Origin of the sequence: Hyphomicrobium denitrificans 1NES1 (assembly GCF_000230975.2) — a bacterium.
Lineage (GTDB): Bacteria > Pseudomonadota > Alphaproteobacteria > Rhizobiales > Hyphomicrobiaceae > Hyphomicrobium_B > Hyphomicrobium_B denitrificans_A.
The window spans coordinates 2,003,626-2,030,318 of sequence record NC_021172.1 but is presented as its reverse complement, the minus strand read 5'-3'; the positions used below and the strand labels follow the sequence as shown (position 1 = coordinate 2,030,318).

Below are 26,693 nucleotides of genomic sequence, written 5' to 3'. Positions count from 1 at the left end.
GCCGATTATGAACCATGTGACAGCAGAAGCTCTGCAACAGCAGTGCGAGCGGCGCGTAATGGCGTTACGCCGCCGGATCGACGATCTGAAGGCGTGCGCCGCCGGACGGCCGCTCGCGACCATAGATTTCGTGGTCGAAGTCGAAAAGACCCTGGACGGATGGGAGAGCTACCAGGAGGCACTCCAGGAAGAACATAAACGTGGCCGCTGAACTCCGGAGATTATTCCGGATAAGAAGGACGCGTTTAGTCTGGCCGGGACCTTCGGGAGAATTTCCTGCGCATTTCGTTTGGGAGGCACGGAACGGGCGGCGCGTTCGCCCGTTTCTTGTCCGGTAACGGTAGTGTGGGCGAGTACCGTGAACTCCCGTTCGGTCGTAGTGCTGGTCCTCTATGCTTCGGTGATGACCGGCCTGACGGCGCTTATTGCCGAACTCGGTGCGACGGTGGCGCGGCAGGCAGTGCACGTCCTTTCGTTTGCTGAGAACCCGGATCAGCCGGTGTCGCGCGTCGAAAGAGGGCTCGAAGCTCAAGCACGCGTCAAAGAATGGCAGCCGGTGGGCCACGTCATCGAACTGCGGGCCGCCCCGCCGCCTCCTGAGGCTTCCGCGGTGGCGTTGGCGAGTGGGATGGACGAGGCTGAAGACGCAGACTTGCCAAAGCCGCGGCCGTCCCCGGCACCGGGTGTCAAACCCGTCAAACCGCGCGTCGCCGGATGGATCCGGAGAGCAGTCCGCGTGTCTCCGCCCCGAAATGCCGTTGCCGAATCGACCGCGCGCATCATCCAGCGGCATCTTCGGGCTGAAATGTGAGCAGGCTTTCTCGCGTTCGGCTTAATCTCTGTTTTTGAATGGCCTGGCCCGTCTCAGTTGATGCGGGCGCGTCACAGCTTCTTTGAAATCAACTCCAGCTGCCCGACTTGACTTGCCCGGTCACCCTCAAATCAGATTGTTTGGATGTGCCGACGGCAGCAGTCGTGCCGCGTAGTTGTTGCTCCCGGATTTACGGGATGACTTCTCCCCCGAAGTCAATATCGGCTGGGGCAGAACACACGCCGTCCCCAATAGCGGTTCTGTCAGGGCGATAAGCTCGAAAGAGAGCGGCCGAAAGCGCCGCTCTCTTTTCGTTTGTGCTACATCTCAAAATCTGGCTTCGGCGATGCGAACGGAACGCTTTTGATGGTGCGCTCCGTTCGCATGCATCATCTGGGAACCGACACTGGTTTCGTCTCAGTAGTCGGCGCAAATCCAGCGATGATAACGCGGGCTCCACCAGCAATCGCCTGGATAGTCATCATAGTAATCGTAGTAGGGCACTCCCACGAAGAAGAAGCGGCTGTGCCGGTGATGATGCAGTGAACCATGTCCATAGAAACGGTGCCCAAAGGCATGCCGCGGCCCCATAGGCCCTATGTGACCGATATGCCCCATATGCCCCATATGTCCCATACTCATGTGACCCATGGGCATGCCCATCATTCGTGCCGGAATGACGAGATTGTTTTGTGCCGCATGCTGTTGTTGTGCCAAGCCGAAATGGCTCGGCGCCGCAGCCGCCGCGAAAGTGCTTAGGCACAGCGCGATTGCGCTCCCGAAGCACGACATCAGTAATTTGCGTTCCATGATCTTCTCCTCGATTTGATGCAACGAGGCTCGCGCCGCCCACACATGGCGGCAAGGACGGCATGGCACTGTGGGGTCGGTCCGTGGGTGTTCTGCGCGGTCGCGCCGTCATGCGAGCCCTGGACTGTTGCGAAGTCCGCCGCACGGGGTACCGGCCAAGGTATCAGCCTGTCGGCCGAGTGAGTGTTACCTAGGGAACAGGGGACGACGCGCGACGCGCCACGAAAGCGGCGGGGGCAGTGGCTTTATTTCGGTTCGCCGACGGGCGGCTTGCAGATGATCTCGACCTGAGCACAGGTGGCTTCCCGGACATTGATCAACGGTTTGCAATTGGGCGAAGCTTCACTTTTTTCCTGTTTCGCGCATTTGGCGGCGCCAGCTGTAGCATCCTTGCATAGCTGGCGCATGTGCTCGCAACCCTGATCGGCCGCCGCCGGTGTCGTCAGTCCAACGACCGTTGCTGTCAGCGCGACGAGCGTCAAGCGCATGAAGCTCCAGGACTTAATGCTCCGCAAAACATCGCAATGGAAGTTTTCGCTCATCTCAATCCTGATGTGGGCGCCTATGGATGCGACACAGCTGCGGGCGCGTCACCGCAAATTCGTAGCGGAGCGCTCTGATTTTGCCTCATGAAAATCTAACAGTGCATAACTTGTGCGACATCTTCACTTGCCGCAATCGAAACCGGAGAGTGGGGTGTGTTGCTGCGACGGGGGACAGCCATATGATGCGAGACATCGGGCTGATGTATGTCGAGGGTGAGGTCAAGGCCGGCCGGCTCACTGGCCGGACAGTGCTCGTCATCGAAACATCGCGTGAAATAGATCCCAGCCAGCCAGGATACTCCTCGCTTGAGATCCAGCGGCTCGTGACGGCGGCACGCGCTGAGTGGGAGCGCCGCTATGATCCGGCCGACGTTATTCGCTTAGACTATCAACCGGCCGTCGACCGAGCTTCGGCGGAAGCCAAACGCAGTTTTCGGGTGTGATTGGTCGCCGGCTTTTGCGCGGTGACGTGTCGGGCAGTTTCGCCGTGCTTTGGCGGTCTCTATTTGGGTGCTTTTTTCGGAGCCTTGCGGTTCGTGAAGCGTGCGTTCCCGAGCCCCGTCCCGATCGTCAGAATTCCCCAATGGAGCCGGTCTTTTATGTAGGGCAGCTCGCTCAACCCTTGAACGACGGCATCATTGTGCATCACCACCATCGTCTCGCTTTCGTCGATTTGGCTAATGTGCTTGCGGATGACCTGCGGAAAATTGAACCGGCTGCTTTCCCAATTTCCGGGTAGGTTCTGGCTGCCGCGATCGATCGAGCCGTCGTCTTTGATGATGCCGGGGCAGCCGATCCCGATCACCGGGGCTAATTCGATCTTGTTCTTACGTGCCCAGGCGATCAGATCTTCCAGCATTTCCGCCAGCCGTTTCGTTGCGCCCTCTCGATCGATCTCTTCTTCGCCGTGGCGCCATAGTTCCGATTTCGCCACCTTCGCCTTTGCGAGTTCGGCGGACTTGCCGAGGTTTAGCTCGACGATACCGGCCCGAAAGTTTGTACCACCGATGTCCACCGCCAGAATGCCGTCGTGGCCTTTGAGCATCCAGGCGGGCAGTAGATGGGCTGCGCCGAGAAGTCCAGCCTCGTCCGGATCGTTGCGAATGAACTCAAGGTCGAGATCAATGTCTTCCGCCCGAAGCAAAAGTCCGGCCCGCGCCACAGCCAGTTCGCCCACGCGGCTGGCGCGGAATCCACCGCCAACCACAATGCACTCCGTATCGCGCCAATCCTTCAGGCGTAAGAAGCGGCGAATGACGAAAGCGAGCTGCTGTGCAAAATCCTCGATTGCGCTTTGCACGAGGCTCGCAGCTTCGGGATCACCTGTCGCGAGGAGCTCCGCGAGCTTTTTCTTGCCAAGCTCCTCGCCCGGCCTATCTCCGAACGGGTCCTCGCCAAGCTCCTTGAGAGGTTTCCGCCATTTCTCGACGTACTGCCAGAACGCACCTTTGCTGGCCTTGTCGCCGATGAAGCCGTCCTCGTCTTCGATCTCGACATTGTAGCTATCGACCACGACGCTCGGGAGAATGTCGGCTCCATGGCCAGGGAGTTCAGCTTGCTGTGCCGGCTCTTCTTTCTCCATCGGGTTCCCGATCCGGTTTTGCGTCCTTAAGGGATTAGGAACGCCTGACACCGCGCCTCGGCTGCACGCCTTCAAACTTATTTCACGGCGTCTGCTCGTTAGAGCCGCACTAAAGGGTGCGAACGCGTCGCAATGGGTGAAGCTTTACGAAACCATCAATGGCTGAAAGGAGTTGAAAATCAGAGCTTTCGGGAGGTTCTGATGGTCGCATGACATTCAAAGAGCGCATCGAAAAAAGTCGAGCGTGTAATGCATGAGCACAAGAATGGGACGCTGAAAAGCGGGAGCACCGGAAAAAATCAAGAGCCGGAGGCAGGCAATAGCAATCGGACTTTCGAAGGCGCATCGCGCCGGGAAGAAAGTCCTCAAAAAAGAAAGCCCACTGAACCCAAAGAGTCGTGCGACATGCAAACTGCATGGCGCGTTATTCAAGTCTCCTTGCCTTCAGCCAGCTCGGGAAGCGATCAGATGCTGCCCGACGCCAAATGAAAAATGACGAAGCAAAGAGCAGCATTTGCGATCGCAAGAATGATGATCGTGATCTCATCTGCGCGCATGACGTTCCTCCGTCTTATGGCCGCACAGCTCTCCTCTAGCATGAAGAGTCCGCTGCGGGAATGCTTGGCGCGAACTTGCTCTCCGACCGGTGGAATCAGGCAACCTCCACCGGAGGCGAGATGGGCCAACCTGCTTCGACATATTTCCGGAACCACGCCGTGAAGGCCTCGGGCACACTCGCGATCTGGCGCTGGATCGTCTCGGGCGTCGACCAGCTGAACCCGTCGCATTCCCGCGGGTTTGGCGCGATCGCTCCATCGTAAATTCCCCGGAACAGATGGACGAGCTCGTGCTCGATAAGTCCGTCGTCAAGCTCGGCGCGATAGGTGAAGGTGCCGATGGGTGACAACGCACAAGTGATGCCCATCTCTTCGCCGAGTCGGCGTAGCGCCGCATCGCCGCTTCGCTCGCCGGGTCGCGGATGCCCGCAGCAGGAATTGGTCCAAAGCCCACCGGAATGATATTTATCGATCTGCCGCCGCTGCAGCAGCAGTCTCCCGGCGCTATCCCAGATCAACACGGAAAACGCCCGATGCAGGTCGCCCCGCCGATGTGTTTCGAGCTTCTCCGCGATCCCGATTTCCCGATCCTCGGGGTCGACGAGAACGACGTCTTCCTGAAGCATGGACTGAATATTCCCCCAAGCCAAGCGCGCCGCCGCGACATTAACACAGCAGGCGTGCGCGAAGCGCTTTTAAATGATGAGATACAAAGCCCCTTTGTGGCCTCGTCATGGCCTTTAGGATACGGCGACGATCCTCGCACGTGGCGACGAGGCAGCTCTCAGCGGCGATAGAAATTCATCATGCGCATGAAGGTATGGTGAATTTCGTCCGCCGAATGATCGAAGACGTCGAGCGGAATGCGTACGACATCCTTTTCCGCCATTGCCCATGGCAGCCGCATCAGAAAGCGATGGAACGGACGCTTGCGCCAATCGGTGAGAAGCGCGCGCTCGAAAGGTTCCTGCAGAGTGATGCGAAGCTCATGACTGCAGGAACCGCGAATTTCAACCCAGACGACGTCGATCCGCTTGATGGCTCGCCAGGAGATGATGCCGAGGCCGTCGGCGAAGATGCCATACTGGCTTGCGCCGATGCGCGGCTTGCCGGTCTCGAGCAGTGGAAAGTTGTGATAGGCATAGCCGAAAGCGACGAGCGCCAGCGCGATCAGGAGAACATTGTCGAGCATGTATCCCGCCGCTGCGAGGCAGGCCGCGACGAATGCCACCACGTAAACCGGAAATTGAAGCTCCTCTCGCTCGTACGCGACGGAGTAGCCGTGCGAATGTTCCTGGCTCAAGGGTGCAGCGCTTTCCATGAGAATCCGTCGTAGGCATTAAACAAGTAGCGTGCCACGCTGGGCTCGTCGTTTAGCGTGCTGATGTACTTCGCGTAAATGAAGGAGGCACGCAGTGTCGGAGTTCTCTGTGCTCAAGCCATGTGCGATCTGACGCGCGCATGCTGATATTTCGGGCAGATGAAGGGTGAGAGCGAAACCGAGGGTTGCGCGCCGCCTTGTGCAAGTGCGAAGCATCGGTGGCGAATTCGCCTCAGCGTCCGTGAGTTGCCGCGACCCGCTCCCGAAGCTAATGTGAACGGTGTCCGATTCCGCTTCGGCGAAGAGATCCTATGCGCCGTTATCTCAGTCTTCTGATCGGCCTCGCGTTTGTGGTGCGCAGCTTGTTGCCCGTTGGCTTCATGCTCGCCGCGACGGCCGCAGATGCTGGCGATCTGACAATCGTGATTTGCACAGGCCATGGCCCCCTGACCGTCGATGACACGGGCGTACCCTTGACGAAGAAGGCTCCGGTATCGGCCAAGGATATTTGTCCCTATGCGCCGGTCGGTGCCGTCGCCGTCGATCACGATACGCCGCACCTTCTCGCCCGGACCGTCAGCTACGCATCGCTGACCTATCGCATGACGCGCGAGATCTTCCGCGCGACCCCAAGACCTGGCGCCCCATCCGCGCGCGGGCCGCCGACCACGCTGATCTGAGAGTTTCCGCGTTCAAGCGCGATTGCCGTGAAGGCCAAGCGGCCCGGCATCGCGCCGTCGTAGCTTCAGTTCAGTTTAGGTCTATAGAAATGCCCATCCAGCTGGACCGCCGCCGGGCGGCAACCCGCAGCATGCGCGGATCATTCGATTGTCGCGTCAGCGTCATCGCATTGCTTGCGTTTGTGCCTCTTCTCGTCGTCGATGACACTGCCCAGGCGCAAGATGCTGCGCCATCGCAATCCATTGTGCTTCCGGACGTCACGGTTCAGCAGGGATCGCAGAAACCACCGCCGCAAGCGGTTGCTCGGAAGCCGCCAACGAACGTTAAGAAGAAGGTCGCCGCTAAGAAATCGACACCTCCTTCAGCAGTGCCGAAGCCCACTGCTACGCCTTCGGAGGTCGCCGACGGATCGGCATTGCCAGGAGCCAATCTCACCCTGGCCCCCGCAGCGGGAAACCCCGGAACGCCATCCACCGCGGTTGCCTCCGTGCCCGGAGCCTCCGGAGCTGGAGCGCAAACCGCGACCGGCGTCGACATGACCCGCTTTCAGACTACGCCAGTCTTCTCGGTCAACGACATTCTGCACGACGTGCCGGGCGTTTCGCTCAAGCAAGGCAACGGCCCGCGTGACATGGGCATATCGATCCGCGGCTCGAACGCACGCAACGGCTTCGGCATCCGCAACATCGTCATTCTCGACGACGGCTTTCCCGTGACGCAGCCGGATGGTCTTTCGCGGAGCGACCTGATCGATCCCCACGCCTACGCTGGTATCGACGTGTGGCGCGGACCGTCGTCAGCGCTCTTTGGAAACTACGCGACAGGCGGCGCAATGAACTTCCGCACATGGCCGGGTGGCGTCATCGATGGCGTCGAATACGGCATCGATGTCGGCAGCTTCAATTACCTCAACAACTATGCGATTGGCGGCAAGAAGGGCGAAAACTGGGAAGGATCGATCTTCACGAGCGATGTCCGGGGCGACGGCTATTTCGGCTACAGCGACTTCAATACCCAGACTGTCAACGCGCTGCTCACCTACCAACCGTCGTCGACAGATACGTTCACCTTCAAGTTCATCAACAACAATCTCTACACGGAATTGCCGTTCCGTGCGTCGCTCAACCAATTTAAGGCTAATCCCTATCAAAAGGGGTGCGAGACAGCAGCGACCGCCGCACCGGGCTGTGTGACGAACAACTTCTTCGGTGTTCCGCAAACGGCGGAGCAGGCCGGCGCAAATCGCGACGATCGGCGAACGATTGGCGGATTCCGGTGGGATCACGCTTTCGATGCCGCAACGACTGGGCAAGTGCAGGTCGTTATCGACGATCGCGACATCAATCAGCCGACTGGATCGACAAGCGCCGTAGGCGACTACCTGTCCTACAACGTGATTGCGGGAATTACGAACCGCTCGACGATCGCGGGCCTTCCGGCGCGCGCCTATCTCGGTGCCTTCTGGAATTATCTGCCCGTCGACGGCCAAAGCTTCCTCGTCGCGCCTAGTGACAGTTCGATGGCCGATCGTCTGCAATCGGAAACGACGGGCTCGACGACGAACTTCGGCGCGCGAGCGCGCGAGGAGGTGAAACTCACTAACGATGTCGCGGTCGTCGCCGGTGCGACGGTCGAGCGAACGTCTCTCGACGGCACGCAGCGAAGCTATACCTATGACAATAGCGGCACCCTCGCGAGCATCCGCAACGTCAGCGTCGATCGCGAAATGACGAATATCGCTCCTGAGGTGGGCGTGCTCTACACGCCGAACAATCAATGGCAGTTTCGCGCCCGCATCGGGACGGGCTACGGCACGCCTCAGTTCTCGAACCTTTTCGTGACGCCCGATGGTCAACCCGGCAACAACACCGACCTCAAGACGCAAACGAACATCGGATACGATCTCGGCGCAGACTGGACGCCGGTGAAAGGCGTCATGTTAAGTGTCACCGGATTCTACGAGTTCTTCACGAACGAGATCGTTTCCCAAGCGCCGCTGACGGCGGGACTATCGAACTTCAGCTTTAATGCGCCGGCTTCGGAGCACCGCGGCATCGAGGCTGTTGCCGATTTTACGCTGACCGATAGCCTGCGGCTGACGGCAGCCTACCTCTACAACAATCAAATCTATACCGATTACGATGAAGTCGTCGCTGGCGCCGCGCAGGCTGTCAGCAGGGCCGGGAACAAAATTCCAGGCGTCTCATCCAATGAGCTGACGGCGCGACTGAGCTACGACACGCCTTCGGGACTTTATAAGGGCGTCGGAGCTTACGTCGAATACCAGTGGCACGACGGCTTCTACATGGAAAATGCCAATCTCCTGTGGGCTCCCGGATACGAAACGGTCGACGTCAACGTCCACTACGAACGAACATTGAATTGGGGGCCGATAAAGTCGTTCCTGGCGTACTTCGAGGTCCGCAACGTCCTCGATGAGGTTTACATTGCCTCGGCAAACAACATCACCGACAAGGCTGGATCGACGGCCGGCACGCTGGCTGACGCCGGGGGATCAATCTATGCCGGCGCGCCGCGCGCCTATTACGGCGGCATGAAAGTGAGGTTCTGAGTTCATGCGTAAGTATTTCGTAGCCGGCGCGCTGGCGGGTGTCTCAGCGCTAGTTCTGGCACCGACCCTGACGCACGCGCACGACGCGAAGATGCATCACCATGGGCAGCCGACTGCATGTCAGACGGAGGCGCTCGCGTGTGCGAGCGTAGCAACCGGGGCGTTTGCTCCGGACGGCAAGCTCTGGCTGACGTGGTCGGCGGGAGGGCGCATCTCGGTTGCGAGTTCAGCCGATCTCGGAAAGACATTCTCGGCGCCGGTGACGCTTCCGGCAACGAAGCTGCCGCTCGACAACGGGCCTGACGCACGCCCAAAAATTGCGTTCGGTCCCGATGGCTGCGTCGCGCTTACGTATGCGACGCGTGATGAAAAATACAACGGCCACGCCTTCATCGTGCGATCCTCGGACGGTGGTAAAACTTTTCGGAATGTCCTAGTTTAAGGTAGTTGACACCACGGGTAGAGTCTGTCATTGTGCTACCGTCCTAGCAGGCGGTAGCCATGAACCTGATCCAAATTTTCCAGAAATACCCAACGCAAGAGGCTTGCGTTGCCTACCTTGAGTCTGTGCGTTGGCGCGGCGTACCCGTCTGCCCGTACTGCCAGTCTAGCCGCGTATCCCCAATGCCGTCTGAACAGAGGCACCACTGCAACAACTGCAAAACCTCCTTCAGCGTTACGGTGGGCACAATTTTCCATCACACGCACTTGCCGCTTCAAAAGTGGTTCTTGGCCGTGGCGCTCGTCCTTAATGCCAAGAAAGGTCTTTCAGCACGGCAGATCGCGCGCGATCTGGAAGTCAACAAGAACACCGGATGGCGGATGGCGATGCAAATCCGCAAAGCAATGGAGCAGCGCGATCATCGCGACCTGCTAACCGGCATGATCGAAATGGACGAAACGTACATCGGAGGAAAACCGCGCAAGGGCAATATTGGGTCAGGTGGCCAGGGCGGCGGTAGCAATCCTCGCGGGCGCGGGACCAAGAAGCCCGCCGTCGTCGGCATGATCGAGCGCGGTGGCAAGGTTCGGACGCAAGTGGTCAGCAAGAAAAACCTGCGTGCCAAAGGTATCTCCGCGCTGGTTCGCCGTAATGTCGATACGGCGAACTCGATCCTCATCACAGACGAGTATCAGGGATACGTTGGCATCAAGACGTTCATGCCCCACCAGACGGTCAACCATAAGGTCTGGTACGTGGCCGACGACGGCTCGCACACAAATTCAATCGAGTCGTTTTGGGCGCTTCTGAAAAGGGGCATCGTCGGCCAGTACCACAAGGTCTCGTTGCGTCATCTGCCTGCGTACATCAATGAATTCTCGTATCGCTTCAATCACCGCGAAACGGCAAACGTCTTCGATCTCACAATCGAGCGGGCCATTGGAGTCACGCCATGACAATTACCTCACACTACAAAGCGACGATCACGCAGCTTGGTCCAGATGTGGACGGATACATCCTGGACGAGATGGATGGCGAACAGCAACGGCAACCGCGTTGTGTGCTCAGCAAGCGCGCCGCTGCAAGCGCGCTCGGCCTCAAGTCAGAAGGCGGAAGCGCTCTCTGGCGAACTTTGTCGCGCCAAAACATCGGGTCCGAAATCGACGAAAATCTTAGAAAAAAGATAGATAACCCTATTGTTTTCAAATACTTGGGTACCGGGTCCGAATCTGGCGGACCCGGTGTGACGGTTCACGGCATCGAGACTAGCACGTTCATCGAAATTCTGCGCGCGATCCTGAAAGCTAAACTCACCGAGACGCAGAAGTTTCTCGCGCAACGCGCACAGGACATGCTCATCGCCCTAGCGAACACAACGCTAGATTCGATCATCTACCAGGAGTCCGGGTACTGGAAGACTATCGAGGGGCAGCGAGTTGCTGACATTCTCGACAAATACCTTCAAGACCATGCGCGCAAGTGGGCAAAGACGTTCCCGGATGAATTCTGGGTCAAGCTCATCAAAGTCAAGGGCTACCCCAGTTACGTGGCACTCAACCGTCCGGCATTCGTCGGGCACTGGGTCAATGACATCGTGTATGATCGCCTTGTTCCATGCGCGAGACGGAAGCTCGACAAGATCAATCCGCGGCTTCCGGCAGGCTATCGAAAGAACAAGCACCATCAACATGCGACAGAAGACTACGGCCTTCCTGAATTGAAGGCGCACCTTATCAAAGTGATGGCCTACATGGACGCCGCCGCGAACGATACCCAATTTATGCGAATGCTAAATCGCGGTACGCCGAAGTTTGGCGATACCTACGAGATGCCTTTGGATGACGTCTACAATTGATTGATAACGGTGGCGGGTGGTCATGCGGCGCACCCGCCATTTAGTATGGCTACCTTAAACTAGGACATTCCGAAACTTTTTCCGAACCTCGCCCGATAACTACGAACTCGCCGAGCCAACGCTTCGAAACGGCTGCTTTCGATCAGAATGGCCGTGTGTTCGCCGCATGGATCGACAAGCGGAATGTCGCCGCCGCAAAGGCGGCAGGCAAACCTTATGCGGGCGCCGCCCTGGCCTTCGCGTGGGACGACAAGCCTGGCGGCACGCTCGAAGCCGCGACGATTGCGCGTGATAATTCCTGCGAATGCTGCCGCATCGCCGTCGCGTTCGCCGGACCCGGCAAACCGGTCGCGATGTTCCGCAACATTTTCGATGGCGGCATTCGCGATCACGCGACGATCACGTTCTCCGGCGACGGTAAGCCCGGCCCGCTCTATCGCGTGAGTGACGATGACGCGAAGATCGACGCGTGTCCGCATCAGGGGCCGAGCCTCGCGATCGGGAGCGATGGCACCTATCATGCGACGTGGTTTGCACTCGGCCGCAAGCTCAGGGGTGTCTACTACGCGCATTCGCAGGATGGCGGTAAGACGTTTTCAGAGCCGATGCGTATCGGCGATCTGAATACGCAGACATCGCGCCCCTACGTCTTGGCTGCGGGCGGAGAGGTTTATCTCGCTTACAAATCCTTCGACGGCGAGAAAACAAGCGTCGAGCTGATGACGTCGCGCGACGCAGGACGAACGTGGAGCGAGCCGCGAACCATTGCGACGACGGCTAACGTTTCCGACCATCCGCTCCTCATTGCGTATCGGACGACCGCGTATCTTTCATGGCTCACGATCAAAGAAGGGTATCGGCTGATACCGCTGGAGCCGCAGTCATGAATGCAATCGTGCGCAATATCGCAGCCGTGCTGATGCTCGCCTGTTTCGCGTGTAGGCCGGCCGCCGCCGGGCCGCCGCGGGCGTTCGACAGCATAAGCTGGCAGGCACTGGTCAATTCGCATAAAGGCCATCCGGTCATCGTGCACTTCTGGGGCTTCACCTGCGGCAATTGCATGGTCGAGTTGAAGGACTGGGGAAAATTTGCCGGCGGGCATCCCGGTACGACGATTGCCTTCGTGAATTGGGACCGGCATGGCGCCGACCCTCAACGTATCGAAAAAGCGCTCGCGAAAGCCGGGCTCGGCGGCGTCGAGAGCTATACGCTCGCGAACGGGTTTGAAGAGAAGTTGCGATTCGCCGTCGATCACGACTGGATGGGCGAACTCCCGTACACGCGCCTCATCGCACGGGACGGCGCAGTCAAGACGTTTTCCGGCGCCGCCGACTTCGAGGGCTTATCGCGATGGCTTGGCCCGATGAAGCAAAGCCAACAATAGCGGCCCGCGAACCGGACTCCGCATTTCAGTTGCCTCCCGGGAATAATGTTTGCGATCTTGTCAACGGCTGTTTTGCCGCAGATGATCATGGCGAACCGATTCGTGTGCGTGGAGGCTCAAACGGAGAAAAAGAAATGGACATTGATCTCCAGTCACTGATCGTCTGGTTGCTTATCGGCGCCATTGCCGGCTGGCTGGCCGGACAAATCATGAAGGGCGGCGGATTTGGTCTCGTTGGCGACATCATCGTCGGCATCGTCGGCGCGTTCATCGCCGGAGTATTGTTCCCGCGGCTCGGCTTTGCATTTGGGAATCCTCTTGTCGGCTCGATCATCGCGGCAGTCGTCGGCGCATGCCTGCTGCTTTTCATTCTGCGGCTGGTTCGACGAGGCACTTAGCCCAAACGTCGATTGAACGAACCTGGCATGATGCAAGAAGCGAAGCCGGCTGCTCCTGCAGCCGGTGTAGCTTCGAATGCGAACTCTGCCGACACAAGTTTCAGGACTTTGAGATAATGTCCTTGGGCTTCGACTGAAGCAGCTCTTCCGCTTCGCGCATCATCCGCTCGATGATGTCGGACGCTGGCTCGATGGTCCGGATAAGGCCGACGACTTCACCAACGAAGGTATTGCTTTTCTCGGGATCGCCGTCGACCCAGGCCGCGCGGTATTTGGCTGCTTCCTCATCGGCAACCGCAATCAGCTCAGATTCTCGCCCGTGCCAACGCCGTATGAATTCGTTCACGAGAACGCGAGCGTTGTACTGCCGCGGCCAATCGAGCTTGCGCGCCAGGTCCATCGTCTGCGAGCGGATGGTATCGTCGCCCGTCGAATTGAGTGCGGCCTCATGCATGCGCTCGCTGACGTTTGCTTCCTTCGAAGCCCAAAGTCGCGATCCGACCATCACGCCATCGGCGCCGAGCATGAACGCGGCGGCTACACCCCGTCCGTCTCCAATTCCGCCCGTAGCGCACAGAATTGTCTCTGGGTGCTCCTTTGCAATTAGGTCCGCAACCTCGGGGACGAGTGAAAGCGTTCCGCGGCTTTGCCCGTGCCCGCCCGCTTCGGCTCCCTGCGCAACGATGATGTCGGCGCCGCATGCCATTGCGTGCGCTGCGTCACGCCGCGTTTGAACTTGGCAGATGAGTGTCACACCTTGGTCTTTGATGCGCTTGGCAAACGGCTCCGGATCACCGAACGACAGGATGATGGCTTTCGGCTTGTTTGAAAGCGCCAGATCGAGAAGCGCCGGCTGCTTGGCGAGCGACCATGTAATGAAGCCGCAGCCGACCGGCTGATTGCCAGCAGCGCGAAATTCCTGCGTGATCCAGCCGGCGTCGCCGTATCCACCGCCGATCAAGCCGAGACCGCCGGCTGCAGAAACCGCCGCCGCGAGGCGGCCGCCGGCCGCAAATGCCATAGGTGCAGAGATGATCGGATGGCGCAGCCCCATCCGTTCCGTCAGTCGTGTCTTCAGCACACCGCGCCCCTTTCCGGGCGGCCTAACTTAGAAAAGGCCGCAGTTCGTTCAACAACGCATTTCTATTCGATAGAATGTCCGCCAGTGTCCATTCATCGAGTTCTGCAAGAAAAGCGTCGAGCGCACGCCGCAACGCGTGCTTCAGGCGGCAGGTTTCTGATATGCGACACATGTTGGATTCGCCGAGACATTCGACGATCTGAAAATCCTCTTCGACGACTCGTAACACCTCGCCGAGTGTTACCGTGTCGGCCGACTTGCCGAGACGGAGACCGCCACCGCGGCCGCGCAACGTCTCGACGAAGCCGTGCTTCGCGAGCCTGTTCACGACTTTCATCAGGTGGTTTTCCGAAATCGCATAAACCTTCGCGATTTCCTCGATTGTCGCAAGGCGTTCCCTCCTTGCGCCGAGGTACATGAGTACGCGAAGCGCATAGTCGGAATGGACTGTTAGCCGCATCGAATGTTCCGCCAAGCGATTGCCGCGAATGGGCAAAGCATCATAAGGTGCAGTCTCAGTACATCTTATGAAGTCTAACGGCAAGAGCCTCTGCCATGTCGTACCATCCACCGCATCCGAAAGCTCCGGGGCTGGCCGCCGGGGTTGAAGAGACCATGGTTGCGGAGCTTGTGGATCGCTTCTACGCCAAGGTTCGGCAGGATGAGCTGCTCGGACCCATCTTCAATACGCGCATCGAAGATTGGGACGAGCACTTGGCAAAACTCAGTGCGTTCTGGTCATCGGTCGTGCTGATGACTGGCCGCTACAAGGGTCAGCCGATGCCCGCCCATATCGCGATTTCCGAAATCACGGATGAACACTTCGAGCGCTGGCTGGCGCTCTTTGCAGAAACTGCGAAAGTCGTCTGCCCGCCGGAAGCGGCTGCGTTGTTTGTCGACCGGTCGCGACGCATTGCCGAGTCGCTTCGGCTCGGCATCGCTGCAAGCAAGGGCGTTATCGCTTAAGGCGTGTGCAGCGCGGGGGGGCTGTCTGCACTCTGATCTCCGTGCGAGCCTTTCAACCGTACACTCTGGCAGCGTTGAATCGTGTCACGGGAGCTTGGCGAGGCCGTTTTTCGCTGCCGGAACGTGGCCTCTTCACACATGCGGAATTAGCCATTAAGACGGGCGCGCAACTGGCGGCTTTCGGCGGTCTCAAGCGTTTGCAGCGCAGCGGGAACTACGACCGATCTGTCGGCAAGCGGGTGTAGCTCAATGGTAGAGCAGCAGCCTTCCAAGCTGAATACGTGGGTTCGATTCCCATCACCCGCTCCATAAATTGGCGCCACTCACGCACAGATGGATAATGAAGCGTTCTGTTCCTCCCGCGCGGAGCGGGCGGGAGAGGGCTATGGGTGGTCGGGCGTCCGGGGTTACGCGAGTTCCAGTGGATCGGCGTGGCGGCGCGAGTTGCCTTCGAACAGACATCCGTCTTCGAGCGATAAGTGCTTGTGGAAAATATTAGCCGCGACGGCTGAAGAGGGCTTCAGCGTGAGATGGGTCGCAAAGATCTCGCCCGAGACTTCCCCGAGGATGGTCACGCGGTCAGCTTTGATCGTGCCGTCGACAATGCCGCGCTCGCCCACGGTCAGCGTCATGCACCTGACGTCGCCGAGGACCGTCCCTTCGATAACGACGGGACCGGGAAAATCGATGTTCTCTCTGATGCGGACCCTGGGAGGAACGGAAAATACGCGGTAGGACATGCGACACCGGTTATGCCGAGTGCTTCTCGCGTGATGTGCGAGCTGAGCGGCGCCAAGCGTCGCGTCATTCGATGGCAACAATTGGGCTCGCACGCGTTTGCGCGCATCTATTTCGTGGATGGTAAAGCAATCGCCGTCGCGCTGCATCGAACTGAGACGACGGCTTTACGCCGACGTCACTGAGCAGTCGCACAAGCTCGGCGTTTCAATACGCATACGTCACGGGAAGGCCTGATAGATCCACGTTTCGCTCAGCACGACGTTGTCTTTTTGCAGAAACGCGCGCAGGTCGGCCTCTTTTCCGTCGAGGTCGGAGAGATCGAACATCATCCGCCAGCGCTTCGTGCCAACCACCGGGAAAGCCTCGACGCCGGTGATCTTTCCGCGTGTGCTCGTGACCACCGTGTGCGTGCCGCCATAGCGGGTTTGCTCTTCGAGGGTCTTGCCTTCGACGTCGATCATGAACTTGCGCGCGCCGGGTTTGGTATGGCGAAGATCAAGGTCTCGTCCGCCCAAGCCGCCGAGGCCGATGCGCGTCGCGACGATGCGGCCGACGTCGCCTGTCGGCGGCCCATCGACTCCCCAGTACAGGCGATATTTGGCATTGATCACCGAGCCTTCGACAATCTTCTGCTCTGGTGTCCAGAACGCGACCATGTTGTCTTCGGTCTCGTTCGCCGTTGGCAACTGCACCAGATTGACCGCGCCTTTGCCCCATGCATTGAGCGGCTCGACCCACATGCTCGGGCGCCGGTCGTAGAAGAGGCTGTCGTCCTGGTAGTTCTCGAAATTGCGGTCGCGCTGAACGAGGCCGAAGCCCTTGGGGTTGTCGTCGGAAAAGCTGTTCGTGACGATGCGCGGCGGATTGGCGAGCGGCCGCCAGATGCGTTCCCCTCTGCCGGTCCACAACGAGAGGCCGTCGCAGTCATGCACTTCCGGACGCCAGTCTCCGCGGAAGTGACCCGAGTTCTCGCCGTACCAGAACATGCCGGTCAGAGGCGCGATTCCAAGCAGATCGACCGGCGCGCGGAAATAGAGTTCGCACTCGACATCCTGCAAGGCGCCGCCCTGGCCGCCCTGAATGCGGCGGCTGTCCATGCGGTAGGCCCCGGTCACGCTCTGGCTTTCGAGGAGAGCGTAGATCGTCATGCCCGCGCCGTTCTGCTCGAGCCAGAACGAGGTGAAGCGCGGAAATTCTTCAGGCCGTCCCGTGTTGATGGCGAGGCCGCGCGCCGAGCCGCCGTACTGATCGTTCGGATCGGAGGCGCGGAAGTACGAGGCGCCAAGATAGGCGAGCCAGTCGCTGACGCCTCCGCGGCTCATCAGGCGGAAGCCGGCAAAGCCTGCCGACTTCAAAGTCCGGAGCGGGTGGTTGGGCGGCATGTTGAAAAGGTCTGGCGTGTAGACGACCTGACGCGCCTGCCCGTTTTCGAGAACGTAGATGTCTACGGGCTCGGCGTAGAATCGTCCTTGCGGAAAGAGGCGCACGGTCTGCGCGCCTGGAACGCCGTGCCAGAGCTCCATCTCCGGCTTGTAGATCGCTTGCGCGAACGTATCGAACGTCATGTCCCGCAACGGATCGGTTGCGGACGGCTTCGGCGGCGGAACATGCGCCGTCTTCGCCAGTTCTTTCGCGCGTGTTTTCAGGTCGTCGAAGGAGAAAAGTTCCGGATTTCCGAGCGCCATCGCGCCGACGGAGGCGGCGCGCGCTGGGAGCGCCCATCCGGCGACGGACGCTGCCAGGGCTCCGGAGAGGATATCGCGACGGTGAGGTGTGAAAGTCATGGAGCTGGCTTTGAATGGATGATCGGGGCGGGATTTAGTCGGCGACGCAGGAACGACGCTTTGAAGATGCCTGCGAACCATCGCTTAAGTGGGGTGCTAGAGCTGATAGCGTAACCTCGGACGACGACAAAGCCCCATCCGAAGTCCCGGCTATGGAGATGCCGGTTAACTTTTGCCGGCTCGGCGTCTGGCGACGAGCCGGGAGATCGATCCCCACTTGATGGTCGGGCAATTTGCCACTTCAGCGGTCGCCAATCGAAGGCTCTTGCTTTAACTTATGCCCTGCCTGCGCACTCCGCCTGCGGGCCGAAACAGGGGGCTTCCATGCTGGTTGTGACGACGAACGAAATCCAGGGCTACCGCGTCGTGCGCCATCTGGGGTTAGTGCGCGGGCTGACGGTGCGTTCGCGCAGCGTCGTCGGCAATCTTGGAGCCGCGATCCAGATCTTTTTCGGCGGCAATATATCTGTTTACACCAAGCTCGCGGAGCATGCGCGGCAGGAAGCCTTCGATCTTCTGGTTGAGCACGCGCAAAGCATGGGTGCCAATGCCGTGATAGCCATGCGCTATGACGCAAACGAGATCGCCGCCGCGGTGACCGAGGTGTTGGCATATGGCTCGGCTGTCGTGGTGGAACCCATTGCCGGCGCAGCACAGCCGTCCGTGGGCGGCTCCGCCGGTGGTCCGGGCCCTTGGGCCGGCCGCTGACGAGTTGCGACCTCCTGTACCTCGAAACAGGGGAACGGCTACCTAAATAAAAAAGCTTGCGCGTGGGGCTGACAACGCGGATGACATCGGTTAAGGAAGCACGCCCCGAAAGAGGCTGCACGACGCCCGGGCTTTTGCTCGCGTCGCGTTTAAGGGGTGTAGCTCAATTGGTAGAGCGTCGGTCTCCAAAACCGAAGGTCGGGGGTTCGAGACCCTCCGCCCCTGCCAGCCTCAGCTAGGTTTGATTTGCCGACCGGCCCGGTCGATAAACGATGGGGCTGGAGCGGCACGTTGTCGCATCTGCGCATAGAAAGCACTTTGATGGCGAAGTTCAACCCCATAACCTTTATTCAGGAAGTCCGGCAGGAAGTCTCCAAGGTCACCTGGCCGTCATGGAAAGAGGTGTGGATCACGACTTTGATGGTGCTCATCATGGTCGCGCTCGCCTCTGTTTTCTTTTTGCTCGTTGATCAGGCGTTGAGCTTCGTCGTGCGCCTCGTTCTGGGGGTGGGCAGTTGAGCTTCAGCTCTCGGTTTTTGGCTTGAGTGACGCGCAAGAGGGCTTTTGAGAATGGTTGTCGCGCAGGAACGCGAAGAAAAGAAGTCGGTTGCCGGGACGCGCTGGTACATCGTCCACGCCTACACGAATTTCGAGCGCAAGGTCGCCGATGCCATCCGCGAGCGCGCGAAGGCGGGTGGCCTTGAGGACCTCTTCGAGGAGATCGTCGTGCCGACCGAAGAGGTCGTCGAGGTCAAGCGCGGTCGGAAGATTCCGACCGAGCGCAAGTTTCTGCCGGGCTACGTGCTCGTCAAGATGAAGATGACCGACCAAGCGTTTGTGATGATCAAGAACACGCCGAAGGTCACGGGATTCCTCGGCGCCGACAACAAGCCGATGCCGATTCCGGAGGATGAAGCGCTACGCATCCTCAATCAGGTGAAAGAAGGCGTCGAGCGGCCACGGCCGACGATCACCTTCGAGATCGGAGAGAACGTCAAGGTTGCCGACGGTCCGTTCGCCTCGTTCACAGGCGTCGTCGAGGATGTCGACGAGGAGCGTTCGCGGGTCAAGGTTGCGGTGTCGATCTTCGGCAGACCGACGCCGGTCGAGCTGGAATTCGGGCAAGTCGAGAAGATTGCAGGTTGAGGGCTAAGTCCAACACGGAAGTTGTGCTGGGACATTGCGAGCGAGTTGAGATTTCCGGTGCGTCAGGCATCGGAAACCGCGCCGGGGCTTCGGCTCTGGAGCGGTGACGTGCGGGAGGGCAGGTTTCGCGATGCGACCCGGCCCGTTGAACCGCTAACCCTGAGCGTAACGCCCTGGGCGTAGTCACGCTCAAACGAGTGAAGGGGAATTATGGCGAAGAAAGTCGACGGCTTTATCAACCTACAGGTGCCGGCAGGCGCGGCGAATCCGTCGCCGCCAATCGGTCCCGCGCTTGGCCAGCGCGGCGTCAATATCATGGAATTCTGCAAGGCCTTCAATGCGAAGACGAAGGACCTGGAGCAGGGGACGCCTATCCCAGTGAAGATCACGGTCTACTCCGACCGTTCCTTCACGTTCGAGATGCGTCAGCCGCCTGCAACGTACCTGATCAAGAAGGCCGCTGGCCTTCGCCCGACGGGTAAGGGTGGCACAGGCTCCAAGGAGCCGGGCCGTTCTGTTGCTGGACAGGTGACGATCGCTCAGCTGAAAGAGATTGCCAAGGGCAAGCTCAAGGACATGAACACCGACGATATCGACGCCGCCGCCCGCACGCTTGCAGGCAGCGCGCGCTCGATGGGTCTCAAGGTGGTGGAGTAGTCCGATGGCAAAAGCTCAAATCAGCGCCGAGAAAATCAAGGAAACGCGCGAAGCCGGTGGCAAGCGGATGCTCGTCGTCAAGCAGGGCCTTCCCGCCGGTAAGGCTTACGCCGTCGCAGAGGCCGTGAAGATCCTGAAGGACCGCGCCAAGGCGAAGTTCGACGAGACGATCGAGGTTGCCGTCAACCTCGGCGTCGATCCCAAGCACGCCGACCAGATGGTGCGCGGCGTCTGCAATCTGCCGAACGGCTCCGGCCGCACGGCACGCGTTGCTGTTTTCGCGAAGGGTGCGAAGGCTGATGAAGCCAAGGCCGCCGGTGCCGACATCGTCGGCGCGGAAGATCTCGTCGAGATCGTCTCGAAAGGCACGATCAACTTCGACCGCTGCATTGCGACGCCCGACATGATGGGTCTCGTCGGCCGCCTAGGCAAAGTGTTGGGCCCGCGTGGCCTGATGCCAAACCCGCGCGTCGGCACGGTGACGATGGATGTCACGACCGCCGTCAAGGGCGCCAAGGGCGGTTCCGTCGAGTTCCGTGTCGAAAAGGCTGGCATCGTCCACGCCGGCGTCGGCAAGGCGAGCTTCTCGGAAGAAGCGCTCGTTCAGAACATCAAAGCGTTCGTCGATGCGGTCATCAAGGCCAAACCGACGGGCTCCAAGGGCACGTACCTGAAGAAAGTCTCCGTGTCGTCGACGATGGGGCCCGGCCTCAAGCTCGACACGGCGACCGTTTCATCGGGACCCGTGACCTGAGACTTTCACGAATTCCGGGGCAACCCGGAAAACCCGGACCGGGGCTCCTCGGGGCTTCGGTTCGATACTGTCCGAGACTGTAGGTGCCATCCCGGTTCGCCGGTCGGCCGAAATCTCTCAGATCGAGAGAGCCTGCATGAGACAGAAGTGGATCGGATTTGAGGCGGAAGCCTCGCATCCGGTTTGAACCTTCTGGGTCAGCACCGTGCCGCTTACGCGGTCCACGGGAACGAGGACAGACCAGCGTCGCCCGATCCTCACGCGGAAAGGGCGGCAAGGTGCAACCCGCGGGGCTTCGCGAATGAGGCTCCGCAGCAAGGAGACGAGACGTGGATAGAGCCGCGAAACGTGAGCTCATCGACCATCTCCACGGCGAGCTGAAAAGCACCGGCGTGGTTGTGGTCGCCCACAACACCGGCATGGTGGCTGCTCAATCCGCAGAGTTCCGCAGGCGCGTCAAAGACGCCGGTGGCTCTGTGAAAGTGGCCAAGAACAAGCTGGCGCAACTCGCGCTCAAGGATACCGACGCCGAACAGCTTTCAGGTTTGATGAAGGGGCCGACCATCCTGGCCTTTTCAAAAGATCCGATCGCCGCGGCGAAGGCTGCCGTCACGTATGCCAAGGCGAACGACAAGCTCGTGATCCTCGGCGGCGCGATGGGCAAGACCATCCTCGACGCGAATGGCGTGAAAGCTCTCGCCGACCTGCCATCGCTTGATGAACTGCGCGCCAAGCTCATTGGACTTCTCAACGCTCCGGCGACGAAAATCGCCCGGACCGTCAAGGAGCCGGGAGCCCAGCTCGCTCGAGTCATTCAGGCCAAGGCAGCAAAAGGCGAGGCAGCCGCTTAGCCGGCCAACCGAAGTTGTGGGGCTCTTGAGCCCTCGAACGCAAACGCAGCGGAAGCCCGCAATTGGGTGCTGCAACTCAACCTCTAGGTTCAAACCGGAAGGACACTATATATGTCGAAGATCGAGAAAATCGTTGATGACCTGTCGAGCCTCACCGTGCTCGAAGCGGCCGAGCTTGCCAAGGCGCTCGAAGAAAAGTGGGGCGTCTCGGCTGCGGCCGCTGTTGCCGTTGCAGCTCCTGCTGCAGGCGGTGCTGGCGCTGCTCCTGTCGAGGAGCAGACCGAGTTCACCGTTATCCTGAAGTCGGGCGGCGACAAGAAGATCAACGTCATCAAGGAAGTTCGCGCCATCACGGGTCTCGGCTTGAAGGAAGCCAAGGACCTCGTCGAGGCGGGCGGCAAGACCGTGAAGGAAGGCATCTCGAAGGACGAAGCTGCCAAGCTGAAGAAGCAGCTCGAAGATCAAGGCGCCGTCGTCGAAGTGAAGTGATTATCCATCGACACCGGCCGGGCCGCTCCCGGTCGGTGTCGATGTCTGTGCATACCGCTCGTTTGCGGAAACTACCGCTCGTGACGGCCGGCTCGCGGAACGCGAGTCGTCACGAGCAACGAAAAACGGCTTTCCGGAGGGCCTGAGGTTGCAAGCAACCTCGGAAAAGGGCCTTCCGGTGAACCGTTTCGGGAGCTCCCGCCGATTTCGGGGTGCTCGACGGCCGAGAATTTGGATCGCGGGGCCTCCCCCGCATACGAGAGCACGAAGGGATCGACATGGCTCAAACCCTCACAAGCCGCAAACGCCTCCGCAAACAATTTGGTTCGATCGGCGAAGTCGCGGAGATGCCGAACCTCATCGAGGTTCAGAAAGCATCCTATGACGACTTTCTGATGGTCAAGGAACCGCCGGGCGGCCGGTCGGACGACTTCGGCTTGCAGTCGGTTTTCAAGGGCGTATTCCCGATTTCGGATTTTGCCGGCAAGTCGACGCTGGAATTCGTCAGCTACGAGTTTGAGCCGCCGAAGTTCGACGTCGACGAATGCATGCAGCGCGACATGACCTATGCCGCGCCGCTGAAAGTGAAGCTGCGTCTGATCGTGTTCGACGTGAACGAGGAAACGGGCTCCAAGTCGATCAAGGACGTCAAGGAGCAGGACGTCTACATGGGCGACATGCCGCTCATGACCTTGAACGGCACCTTCATCATCAACGGCACCGAGCGCGTCATCGTCTCGCAGATGCATCGCTCGCCGGGCGTCTTCTTCGACCACGATCGCGGCAAGACGCATTCGTCCGGCAAGCTGTTGTTCGCGGCTCGTATCATTCCGTATCGCGGCTCATGGCTCGATTTCGAATTCGATGCCAAGGACATCGTCTATGTGCGTATCGACCGTCGCCGCAAGCTGCCGGTGACGACGATGCTTTATGCGTTGGGCCTCGACGATGAGCAGATCCTCGCGCACTTTTATAAGCACATTCCGATCAAGGAATCGAAGCGCGGCTGGAAGATGCCGTACATCGCGGAGAAATTCCGTGGCGTCACGCCTCAGTCGGATATCGCCGACGCGAAGACCGGTGAAGTCATCGCGCGCCAGGGCGAGAAGATCACGGCGCGCCGTGCGCGTGAGCTTGGCGAAAACGGCGTCAAGGAAATCTTGATCTCGGCGGAAGACCTTGCCGGGCGCTTCATCGCGGAAGACATCGTCGATCTCGAAACCGGCAAGATTTTTGCCGAAGCAGGCGACGAGCTCGATGCGAACCTGCTCGCCGAACTGAAAGAGCAGAAGGTCAAGGAATTCCACATCCTCGACATCGATTACGTCAACGTCGGCGCCTTCATCCGCAACACGTTGAACATCGACAAGAACGCCAATCAGCAGGAAGCGCTGATGGACATCTACCGGGTGATGCGCCCGGGCGAGCCGCCGACCATTGAGGCGGCGACCGCGCTGTTCCACGGCCTGTTCTTCGATCCGGAACGTTTCGACCTCTCGGCTGTTGGCCGGGTGAAGATGAATATGCGCCTCGAGCTCGATGCGCCGGATACGATGCGTGTACTCCGCAGGGAAGACATCCTCGCGGTCGTAAAGACGCTTGTCGATCTCCGCGACGGCAAGGGCGAAATCGACGATATCGACCACCTCGGCAACCGCCGTGTGCGCTCGGTCGGCGAGCTGATGGAAAACCAGTATCGCGTCGGCCTTCTGCGCATGGAGCGCGCCATCAAGGAGCGCATGTCGTCGGTCGATATCGACACTGTGATGCCGCAGGATTTGATCAACGCGAAGCCGGCGGCCGCAGCCGTGCGCGAGTTCTTCGGTTCCTCGCAGCTCTCGCAGTTCATGGACCAGACGAACCCGCTGTCGGAAATCACGCACAAGCGCCGTCTCTCGGCGCTGGGACCGGGCGGCCTGACGCGTGAGCGCGCGGGCTTCGAAGTCCGTGACGTGCATCCGACACACTACGGCCGCATCTGCCCGATCGAAACGCCGGAAGGTCCCAACATCGGTCTGATCAACTCGCTCGCCACGTTCGCGCGCGTCAACAAGTATGGCTTCATCGAGAGCCCGTACCGCAAGGTCGTCAACGCCCGCGTGACGAACGAGGTCGCCTATCTCTCCGCCATGGAGGAGATGCGCCACCACGTTGCGCAGGCGAACGCCGTCGTCGATGCCAAGGGCAAGCTTACGGAAGACCTCGTCACCGTCCGCTACCAAGGCGACGTGATGCTCGTCCCGACAGACAAGGTCGATTACATCGACGTTTCGCCGAAACAGCTCGTTTCGGTCGCAGCCGCGCTGATCCCGTTCCTGGAGAACGACGACGCTAACCGCGCGCTGATGGGCTCGAACATGCAGCGCCAGGCCGTGCCGCTCATTAAGGCGGAAGCGCCGCTCGTTGGCACCGGCATGGAAGAGCGCGTCGCGCACGACTCTGGCGCTGCCATCGCGGCACGCCGCACGGGCGTCGTCGATCAGGTCGATGCAACCCGTATCGTTATTCGCGCAACCGAGGAGCAGGACCCCTCGAAGCCGGGCGTCGACATCTATCGTCTGAGAAAGTTCCAGCGCTCGAACCAGAACACCTGCATCAACCAGCGGCCGCTGATCAACGTCGGCGACCACGTAAATGCGGGCGACATCATCGCCGACGGTCCCTCGACCGAGCTTGGCGAGCTGGCGCTCGGCAAGAACGTGCTCGTCGCGTTCATGCCGTGGATGGGCTACAACTTCGAAGACTCGATCCTGATGAACGAGCGCGTCGTCTCGGAAGACGTGTTCACCTCGATTCACATCGAGGAATTCGAGGTGATGGCTCGCGACACGAAGCTCGGGCCCGAGGAAATCACGCGCGACATTCCGAACGTCTCGGAAGAAGCGCTGAAGAACCTCGACGAAGCCGGCATCGTCTACATCGGCGCCGAAGTCCATCCGGGCGACATCCTCGTCGGCAAGATCACGCCGAAGGGCGAGAGCCCGATGACGCCGGAAGAAAAACTTCTGCGCGCCATCTTCGGTGAAAAAGCGTCCGACGTTCGCGATACCTCGCTCAGACTGCCGCCCGGCGTTGCCGGAACCATCGTCGAAGTGCGCGTCTTCAATCGCCACGGCGTCGAGAAGGACGAGCGCGCGATGGCGATTGAGCGCGAGGAAATCGAGCGCCTCGCGAAGGACCGCGACGACGAGCTGCAGATCCTCGACCGCAACGTCTACGCGCGTTTGAAAGACGCGCTGATGGGCAAAGAGGTCGCCAAGGGTCCAAAGGGTGCGCGCAAGGGCACCACGATCGACACCGCGATCCTCGACGATATCCCGCGCAGCCAGTGGTGGGAAATCGGTCTTGCGAACGAAAAGGCGCAGGCCGAGGTCGAAGCCATCCAGAAGCAGTACGAGGACGCGAAGAAGGGCTTGGGCCTCCGCTTCGCCGACAAGGTCGACAAGCTTCAGCGCGGCGACGAGTTGCCTCCCGGCGTGATGAAGATGGTCAAAGTCTTCGTCGCCGTGAAACGCAAGATCCAGCCGGGCGACAAGATGGCCGGCCGTCACGGCAACAAGGGCGTCGTGTCGATGATCGTCCCGTCGGAAGACATGCCGTTCCTCGAGGACGGTACGCCGGTCGACGTCGTGCTGAACCCGCTCGGCGTGCCGAGCCGCATGAACGTCGGACAGATCCTCGAAACGCACCTTGGCTGGGCCTGCCGCGGTCTTGGCCGTCTGATCGACGACGCTTTGCATCAGTTCCGCGAGAGTGGACAGGCAAAGGCGCTGCGCGATCAGATGGCGCGCGTCTACGGCAACGAGATCAAGCCGACGATGAAGGATGAAGAGTTGGCGGGCCTCGCCGAGAACCTCAAGACGGGCGTGCCCATCGCGACACCGGTCTTCGACGGTGCGCGCGAGAAGGACATTGTCGACATGTTGCAGCTTGCGGGCTTCGACACGTCGGGTCAGGTGACGCTGTTCGATGGACGTACGGGCGAGCCGTTCGATCGCAAGGTGACGGTCGGCTACAAGTACATCCTGAAGCTTCACCACCTTGTCGACGACAAGATCCACGCCCGTTCGATCGGACCGTACTCGCTCGTTACCCAGCAGCCGCTCGGCGGCAAGGCGCAGTTCGGCGGTCAGCGCTTCGGCGAAATGGAGGTCTGGGCGCTGGAAGCCTACGGCGCCGCCTACACGCTGCAGGAAATGCTGACAGTGAAGTCCGACGACGTGGCCGGCCGCACCAAGGTCTACGAGGCGATCGTCCGTGGCGACGATGCGTTCGAAGCCGGCGTGCCGGAAAGCTTCAACGTGCTCGTCAAGGAAATGCGTGCGCTCGGCCTGAACGTCGAGCTCGTCAACAGCGAGGCGCAGCCGCCGGAAGCGGAAGAAGCCGAACCCGAAGCGCCTCAGGCACAGCTGCCGCCGGCAGCCGAATAACACGATCCCACCCTCTCCCCGCGCGCGGGGAGAGGGACGGGGTGAGGGGCAGCCTCACGCGACGAAGTTGCCGCCCCTCACCCAAACCCTCTCCCGTAAGCACGGGGCGAGGGCCTGAAAATTCCACG

29 protein-coding genes, 2 tRNA genes and 2 pseudogenes are annotated in these 26,693 nt (G+C 60.0%); 24 read left to right on the top strand and 9 right to left on the bottom strand.

Annotated elements, in window-relative coordinates; genetic code table 11:
- Positions 1-7: 7 nt before the first annotated feature.
- Positions 8-211, top strand: coding sequence for a hypothetical protein (locus HYPDE_RS09750; protein WP_041320294.1), 204 nt, complete (start codon positions 8-10; stop codon positions 209-211).
- A gap of 147 nt (positions 212-358) precedes the next feature.
- Positions 359-811, top strand: coding sequence for a hypothetical protein (locus tag HYPDE_RS09745; protein ID WP_015598267.1), 453 nt, complete (start codon positions 359-361; stop codon positions 809-811).
- A 417-nt stretch (positions 812-1,228) separates the two neighbouring features.
- Here HYPDE_RS09745 and HYPDE_RS09740 read toward each other — a convergent pair whose 3' ends face one another.
- Together HYPDE_RS09740 and HYPDE_RS09735 are read right to left on the bottom strand one after the other, a co-directional pair.
- Positions 1,229-1,621: a hypothetical protein gene (locus HYPDE_RS09740; protein ID WP_144061236.1), complete on the bottom strand. Its 393-nt coding sequence runs from the start codon at positions 1,619-1,621 to the stop codon at positions 1,229-1,231.
- A 245-nt stretch (positions 1,622-1,866) separates the two neighbouring features.
- The gene (locus HYPDE_RS09735) at positions 1,867-2,163 is read right to left on the bottom strand and encodes a hypothetical protein (RefSeq protein WP_041320292.1); all 297 of its coding nucleotides are present in this window, start codon (positions 2,161-2,163) and stop codon (positions 1,867-1,869) included.
- 182 nt (positions 2,164-2,345) lie between these two features.
- Here HYPDE_RS09735 and HYPDE_RS09730 point away from each other — a divergent pair, with 182 nt between their 5' ends.
- Entirely contained in the window at positions 2,346-2,609 is a 264-nt protein-coding gene (locus tag HYPDE_RS09730) for a hypothetical protein (RefSeq protein WP_015598264.1), read from the top strand.
- Between the two features lie 59 nt (positions 2,610-2,668).
- On the opposite strand, the gene HYPDE_RS09725 is transcribed toward HYPDE_RS09730, so the two are convergent.
- Positions 2,669-3,748, bottom strand: coding sequence for an ROK family protein (locus HYPDE_RS09725; RefSeq protein ID WP_015598263.1), 1,080 nt, complete (start codon positions 3,746-3,748; stop codon positions 2,669-2,671).
- Between the two features lie 228 nt (positions 3,749-3,976).
- Between HYPDE_RS09725 and HYPDE_RS19605 the strand changes: the two are divergent.
- Positions 3,977-4,244 (top strand): annotated as a pseudogene (locus HYPDE_RS19605) (DUF6496 domain-containing protein); the annotation flags it as partial.
- Between the two features lie 156 nt (positions 4,245-4,400).
- Here the strand turns inward: HYPDE_RS19605 and idi are convergent.
- Both idi and HYPDE_RS09715 read right to left on the bottom strand, forming a co-directional pair.
- Positions 4,401-4,931, bottom strand: coding sequence for an isopentenyl-diphosphate Delta-isomerase (idi, locus tag HYPDE_RS09720; protein ID WP_015598262.1), 531 nt, complete (start codon positions 4,929-4,931; stop codon positions 4,401-4,403).
- 158 nt (positions 4,932-5,089) lie between these two features.
- Complete coding sequence (locus HYPDE_RS09715) at positions 5,090-5,626, bottom strand: hypothetical protein (protein ID WP_015598261.1); 537 nt, start codon at positions 5,624-5,626, stop codon at positions 5,090-5,092.
- A gap of 311 nt (positions 5,627-5,937) precedes the next feature.
- On the opposite strand from HYPDE_RS09715, the gene HYPDE_RS09710 reads away from it, so the two are divergent.
- The 9 genes and pseudogenes from HYPDE_RS09710 to HYPDE_RS09675 all read left to right on the top strand — a co-directional run bounded on the left by HYPDE_RS09710 (position 5,938) and on the right by HYPDE_RS09675 (position 12,958).
- Positions 5,938-6,306, top strand: a complete 369-nt coding sequence (locus HYPDE_RS09710; RefSeq protein ID WP_015598260.1) for a DUF2946 family protein — start codon at positions 5,938-5,940, stop codon at positions 6,304-6,306.
- Positions 6,307-6,437: 131 nt separating this feature from the next.
- Positions 6,438-8,879 carry a TonB-dependent receptor family protein gene (locus tag HYPDE_RS09705; protein WP_244437588.1) on the top strand — a complete coding sequence of 814 codons (2,442 nt, stop codon included), beginning with the start codon at positions 6,438-6,440 and terminating at the stop codon, positions 8,877-8,879.
- A 4-nt stretch (positions 8,880-8,883) separates the two neighbouring features.
- On the top strand, positions 8,884-9,321 hold the full coding sequence (locus HYPDE_RS09700; protein WP_015598258.1) for a sialidase family protein: 438 nt from the start codon (positions 8,884-8,886) through the stop codon (positions 9,319-9,321).
- Positions 9,322-9,380: 59 nt separating this feature from the next.
- Positions 9,381-9,533: pseudogene (locus HYPDE_RS19830) on the top strand (transposase); the annotation flags it as partial.
- A gap of 27 nt (positions 9,534-9,560) precedes the next feature.
- Entirely contained in the window at positions 9,561-10,277 is a 717-nt protein-coding gene (locus HYPDE_RS09695) for an IS1595 family transposase (protein ID WP_015598053.1), read from the top strand.
- Positions 10,274-11,176: a P63C domain-containing protein gene (locus tag HYPDE_RS18475; protein ID WP_015598054.1), complete on the top strand. Its 903-nt coding sequence runs from the start codon at positions 10,274-10,276 to the stop codon at positions 11,174-11,176. Before HYPDE_RS09695 ends, HYPDE_RS18475 begins: the two co-directional genes overlap by 4 nt.
- Before the next feature lie 155 nt (positions 11,177-11,331).
- Positions 11,332-12,063, top strand: coding sequence for a sialidase family protein (locus HYPDE_RS09685; RefSeq protein WP_015598257.1), 732 nt, complete (start codon positions 11,332-11,334; stop codon positions 12,061-12,063).
- Complete coding sequence (locus tag HYPDE_RS09680; RefSeq protein WP_015598256.1) at positions 12,060-12,560, top strand: TlpA family protein disulfide reductase; 501 nt, start codon at positions 12,060-12,062, stop codon at positions 12,558-12,560. The genes HYPDE_RS09685 and HYPDE_RS09680 overlap by 4 nt, the downstream gene beginning before the upstream one ends.
- 134 nt (positions 12,561-12,694) lie before the next feature.
- Positions 12,695-12,958: a GlsB/YeaQ/YmgE family stress response membrane protein gene (locus HYPDE_RS09675; protein ID WP_015598255.1), complete on the top strand. Its 264-nt coding sequence runs from the start codon at positions 12,695-12,697 to the stop codon at positions 12,956-12,958.
- A 100-nt stretch (positions 12,959-13,058) separates the two neighbouring features.
- Here HYPDE_RS09675 and HYPDE_RS09670 read toward each other — a convergent pair whose 3' ends face one another.
- Entirely contained in the window at positions 13,059-14,039 is a 981-nt protein-coding gene (locus tag HYPDE_RS09670) for an NAD(P)H-dependent flavin oxidoreductase (RefSeq protein WP_015598254.1), read from the bottom strand.
- Between the two features lie 22 nt (positions 14,040-14,061).
- Complete coding sequence (locus HYPDE_RS09665; RefSeq protein ID WP_041320289.1) at positions 14,062-14,499, bottom strand: RrF2 family transcriptional regulator; 438 nt, start codon at positions 14,497-14,499, stop codon at positions 14,062-14,064.
- A 95-nt stretch (positions 14,500-14,594) separates the two neighbouring features.
- Here HYPDE_RS09665 and HYPDE_RS09660 point away from each other — a divergent pair, with 95 nt between their 5' ends.
- Complete coding sequence (locus HYPDE_RS09660; protein ID WP_015598252.1) at positions 14,595-15,005, top strand: group III truncated hemoglobin; 411 nt, start codon at positions 14,595-14,597, stop codon at positions 15,003-15,005.
- Positions 15,006-15,240: 235 nt separating this feature from the next.
- Positions 15,241-15,314, top strand: a tRNA-Gly gene (locus HYPDE_RS09655).
- A 98-nt stretch (positions 15,315-15,412) separates the two neighbouring features.
- Here the strand turns inward: HYPDE_RS09655 and HYPDE_RS09650 are convergent.
- Both HYPDE_RS09650 and HYPDE_RS09645 read right to left on the bottom strand, forming a co-directional pair.
- Positions 15,413-15,745, bottom strand: a complete 333-nt coding sequence (locus tag HYPDE_RS09650; protein WP_041320287.1) for a bactofilin family protein — start codon at positions 15,743-15,745, stop codon at positions 15,413-15,415.
- A 219-nt stretch (positions 15,746-15,964) separates the two neighbouring features.
- Entirely contained in the window at positions 15,965-17,530 is a 1,566-nt protein-coding gene (locus HYPDE_RS09645) for a glucan biosynthesis protein (protein WP_041321088.1), read from the bottom strand.
- 324 nt (positions 17,531-17,854) lie between these two features.
- Here HYPDE_RS09645 and HYPDE_RS09640 point away from each other — a divergent pair, with 324 nt between their 5' ends.
- The 9 genes from HYPDE_RS09640 (at position 17,855) to rpoB (ending at position 26,565) form a co-directional block, all read left to right on the top strand.
- Positions 17,855-18,238, top strand: coding sequence for a YbjQ family protein (locus HYPDE_RS09640; RefSeq protein ID WP_015598248.1), 384 nt, complete (start codon positions 17,855-17,857; stop codon positions 18,236-18,238).
- A gap of 152 nt (positions 18,239-18,390) precedes the next feature.
- A tRNA-Trp gene (locus tag HYPDE_RS09635) sits at positions 18,391-18,466 on the top strand.
- Positions 18,467-18,559: 93 nt separating this feature from the next.
- On the top strand, positions 18,560-18,757 hold the full coding sequence (gene secE, locus HYPDE_RS09630) for a preprotein translocase subunit SecE (RefSeq protein ID WP_015598247.1): 198 nt from the start codon (positions 18,560-18,562) through the stop codon (positions 18,755-18,757).
- Between the two features lie 51 nt (positions 18,758-18,808).
- Positions 18,809-19,384 (top strand): transcription termination/antitermination protein NusG, encoded by a 576-nt coding sequence (nusG, locus tag HYPDE_RS09625; protein ID WP_015598246.1) that lies wholly within the window; start codon positions 18,809-18,811, stop codon positions 19,382-19,384.
- Positions 19,385-19,594: 210 nt separating this feature from the next.
- Entirely contained in the window at positions 19,595-20,041 is a 447-nt protein-coding gene (gene rplK / locus HYPDE_RS09620) for a 50S ribosomal protein L11 (RefSeq protein ID WP_015598245.1), read from the top strand.
- A gap of 4 nt (positions 20,042-20,045) precedes the next feature.
- Positions 20,046-20,795: a 50S ribosomal protein L1 gene (gene rplA / locus HYPDE_RS09615; RefSeq protein WP_015598244.1), complete on the top strand. Its 750-nt coding sequence runs from the start codon at positions 20,046-20,048 to the stop codon at positions 20,793-20,795.
- 329 nt (positions 20,796-21,124) lie between these two features.
- Positions 21,125-21,646 (top strand): 50S ribosomal protein L10, encoded by a 522-nt coding sequence (gene rplJ / locus HYPDE_RS09610; protein ID WP_015598242.1) that lies wholly within the window; start codon positions 21,125-21,127, stop codon positions 21,644-21,646.
- Between the two features lie 111 nt (positions 21,647-21,757).
- Complete coding sequence (gene rplL / locus HYPDE_RS09605; protein ID WP_015598241.1) at positions 21,758-22,135, top strand: 50S ribosomal protein L7/L12; 378 nt, start codon at positions 21,758-21,760, stop codon at positions 22,133-22,135.
- Positions 22,136-22,413: 278 nt separating this feature from the next.
- Positions 22,414-26,565, top strand: a complete 4,152-nt coding sequence (gene rpoB, locus HYPDE_RS09600; protein WP_015598239.1) for a DNA-directed RNA polymerase subunit beta — start codon at positions 22,414-22,416, stop codon at positions 26,563-26,565.
- The last annotated feature ends 128 nt before the right edge of the window (positions 26,566-26,693 follow it).

Bases quoted from the DNA above. Each gene is read 5' to 3' on its own strand.
- HYPDE_RS09750 (WP_041320294.1), top strand. From the start codon at position 8: ATGAACCATGTGACAGCAGAAGCTCTGCAACAGCAGTGCGAGCGGCGC.
- HYPDE_RS09740 (WP_144061236.1), bottom strand. From the start codon at position 1,621: ATGGAACGCAAATTACTGATGTCGTGCTTCGGGAGCGCAATCGCGCTG.
- HYPDE_RS09735 (WP_041320292.1), bottom strand. From the start codon at position 2,163: ATGAGCGAAAACTTCCATTGCGATGTTTTGCGGAGCATTAAGTCCTGG.
- HYPDE_RS09730 (WP_015598264.1), top strand. From the start codon at position 2,346: ATGATGCGAGACATCGGGCTGATGTATGTCGAGGGTGAGGTCAAGGCC.
- HYPDE_RS09725 (WP_015598263.1), bottom strand. From the start codon at position 3,748: ATGGAGAAAGAAGAGCCGGCACAGCAAGCTGAACTCCCTGGCCATGGA.
- idi (WP_015598262.1), bottom strand. From the start codon at position 4,931: ATGCTTCAGGAAGACGTCGTTCTCGTCGACCCCGAGGATCGGGAAATC.
- HYPDE_RS09715 (WP_015598261.1), bottom strand. From the start codon at position 5,626: ATGGAAAGCGCTGCACCCTTGAGCCAGGAACATTCGCACGGCTACTCC.
- HYPDE_RS09710 (WP_015598260.1), top strand. From the start codon at position 5,938: ATGCGCCGTTATCTCAGTCTTCTGATCGGCCTCGCGTTTGTGGTGCGC.
- HYPDE_RS09705 (WP_244437588.1), top strand. From the start codon at position 6,438: ATGCGCGGATCATTCGATTGTCGCGTCAGCGTCATCGCATTGCTTGCG.
- HYPDE_RS09700 (WP_015598258.1), top strand. From the start codon at position 8,884: ATGCGTAAGTATTTCGTAGCCGGCGCGCTGGCGGGTGTCTCAGCGCTA.
- HYPDE_RS18475 (WP_015598054.1), top strand. From the start codon at position 10,274: ATGACAATTACCTCACACTACAAAGCGACGATCACGCAGCTTGGTCCA.
- HYPDE_RS09680 (WP_015598256.1), top strand. From the start codon at position 12,060: ATGAATGCAATCGTGCGCAATATCGCAGCCGTGCTGATGCTCGCCTGT.
- HYPDE_RS09675 (WP_015598255.1), top strand. From the start codon at position 12,695: ATGGACATTGATCTCCAGTCACTGATCGTCTGGTTGCTTATCGGCGCC.
- HYPDE_RS09665 (WP_041320289.1), bottom strand. From the start codon at position 14,499: ATGCGGCTAACAGTCCATTCCGACTATGCGCTTCGCGTACTCATGTAC.
- HYPDE_RS09660 (WP_015598252.1), top strand. From the start codon at position 14,595: ATGTCGTACCATCCACCGCATCCGAAAGCTCCGGGGCTGGCCGCCGGG.
- HYPDE_RS09650 (WP_041320287.1), bottom strand. From the start codon at position 15,745: ATGTCCTACCGCGTATTTTCCGTTCCTCCCAGGGTCCGCATCAGAGAG.
- HYPDE_RS09645 (WP_041321088.1), bottom strand. From the start codon at position 17,530: ATGACTTTCACACCTCACCGTCGCGATATCCTCTCCGGAGCCCTGGCA.
- HYPDE_RS09640 (WP_015598248.1), top strand. From the start codon at position 17,855: ATGCTGGTTGTGACGACGAACGAAATCCAGGGCTACCGCGTCGTGCGC.
- secE (WP_015598247.1), top strand. From the start codon at position 18,560: ATGGCGAAGTTCAACCCCATAACCTTTATTCAGGAAGTCCGGCAGGAA.
- nusG (WP_015598246.1), top strand. From the start codon at position 18,809: ATGGTTGTCGCGCAGGAACGCGAAGAAAAGAAGTCGGTTGCCGGGACG.
- rplK (WP_015598245.1), top strand. From the start codon at position 19,595: ATGGCGAAGAAAGTCGACGGCTTTATCAACCTACAGGTGCCGGCAGGC.
- rplA (WP_015598244.1), top strand. From the start codon at position 20,046: ATGGCAAAAGCTCAAATCAGCGCCGAGAAAATCAAGGAAACGCGCGAA.
- rplL (WP_015598241.1), top strand. From the start codon at position 21,758: ATGTCGAAGATCGAGAAAATCGTTGATGACCTGTCGAGCCTCACCGTG.
- rpoB (WP_015598239.1), top strand. From the start codon at position 22,414: ATGGCTCAAACCCTCACAAGCCGCAAACGCCTCCGCAAACAATTTGGT.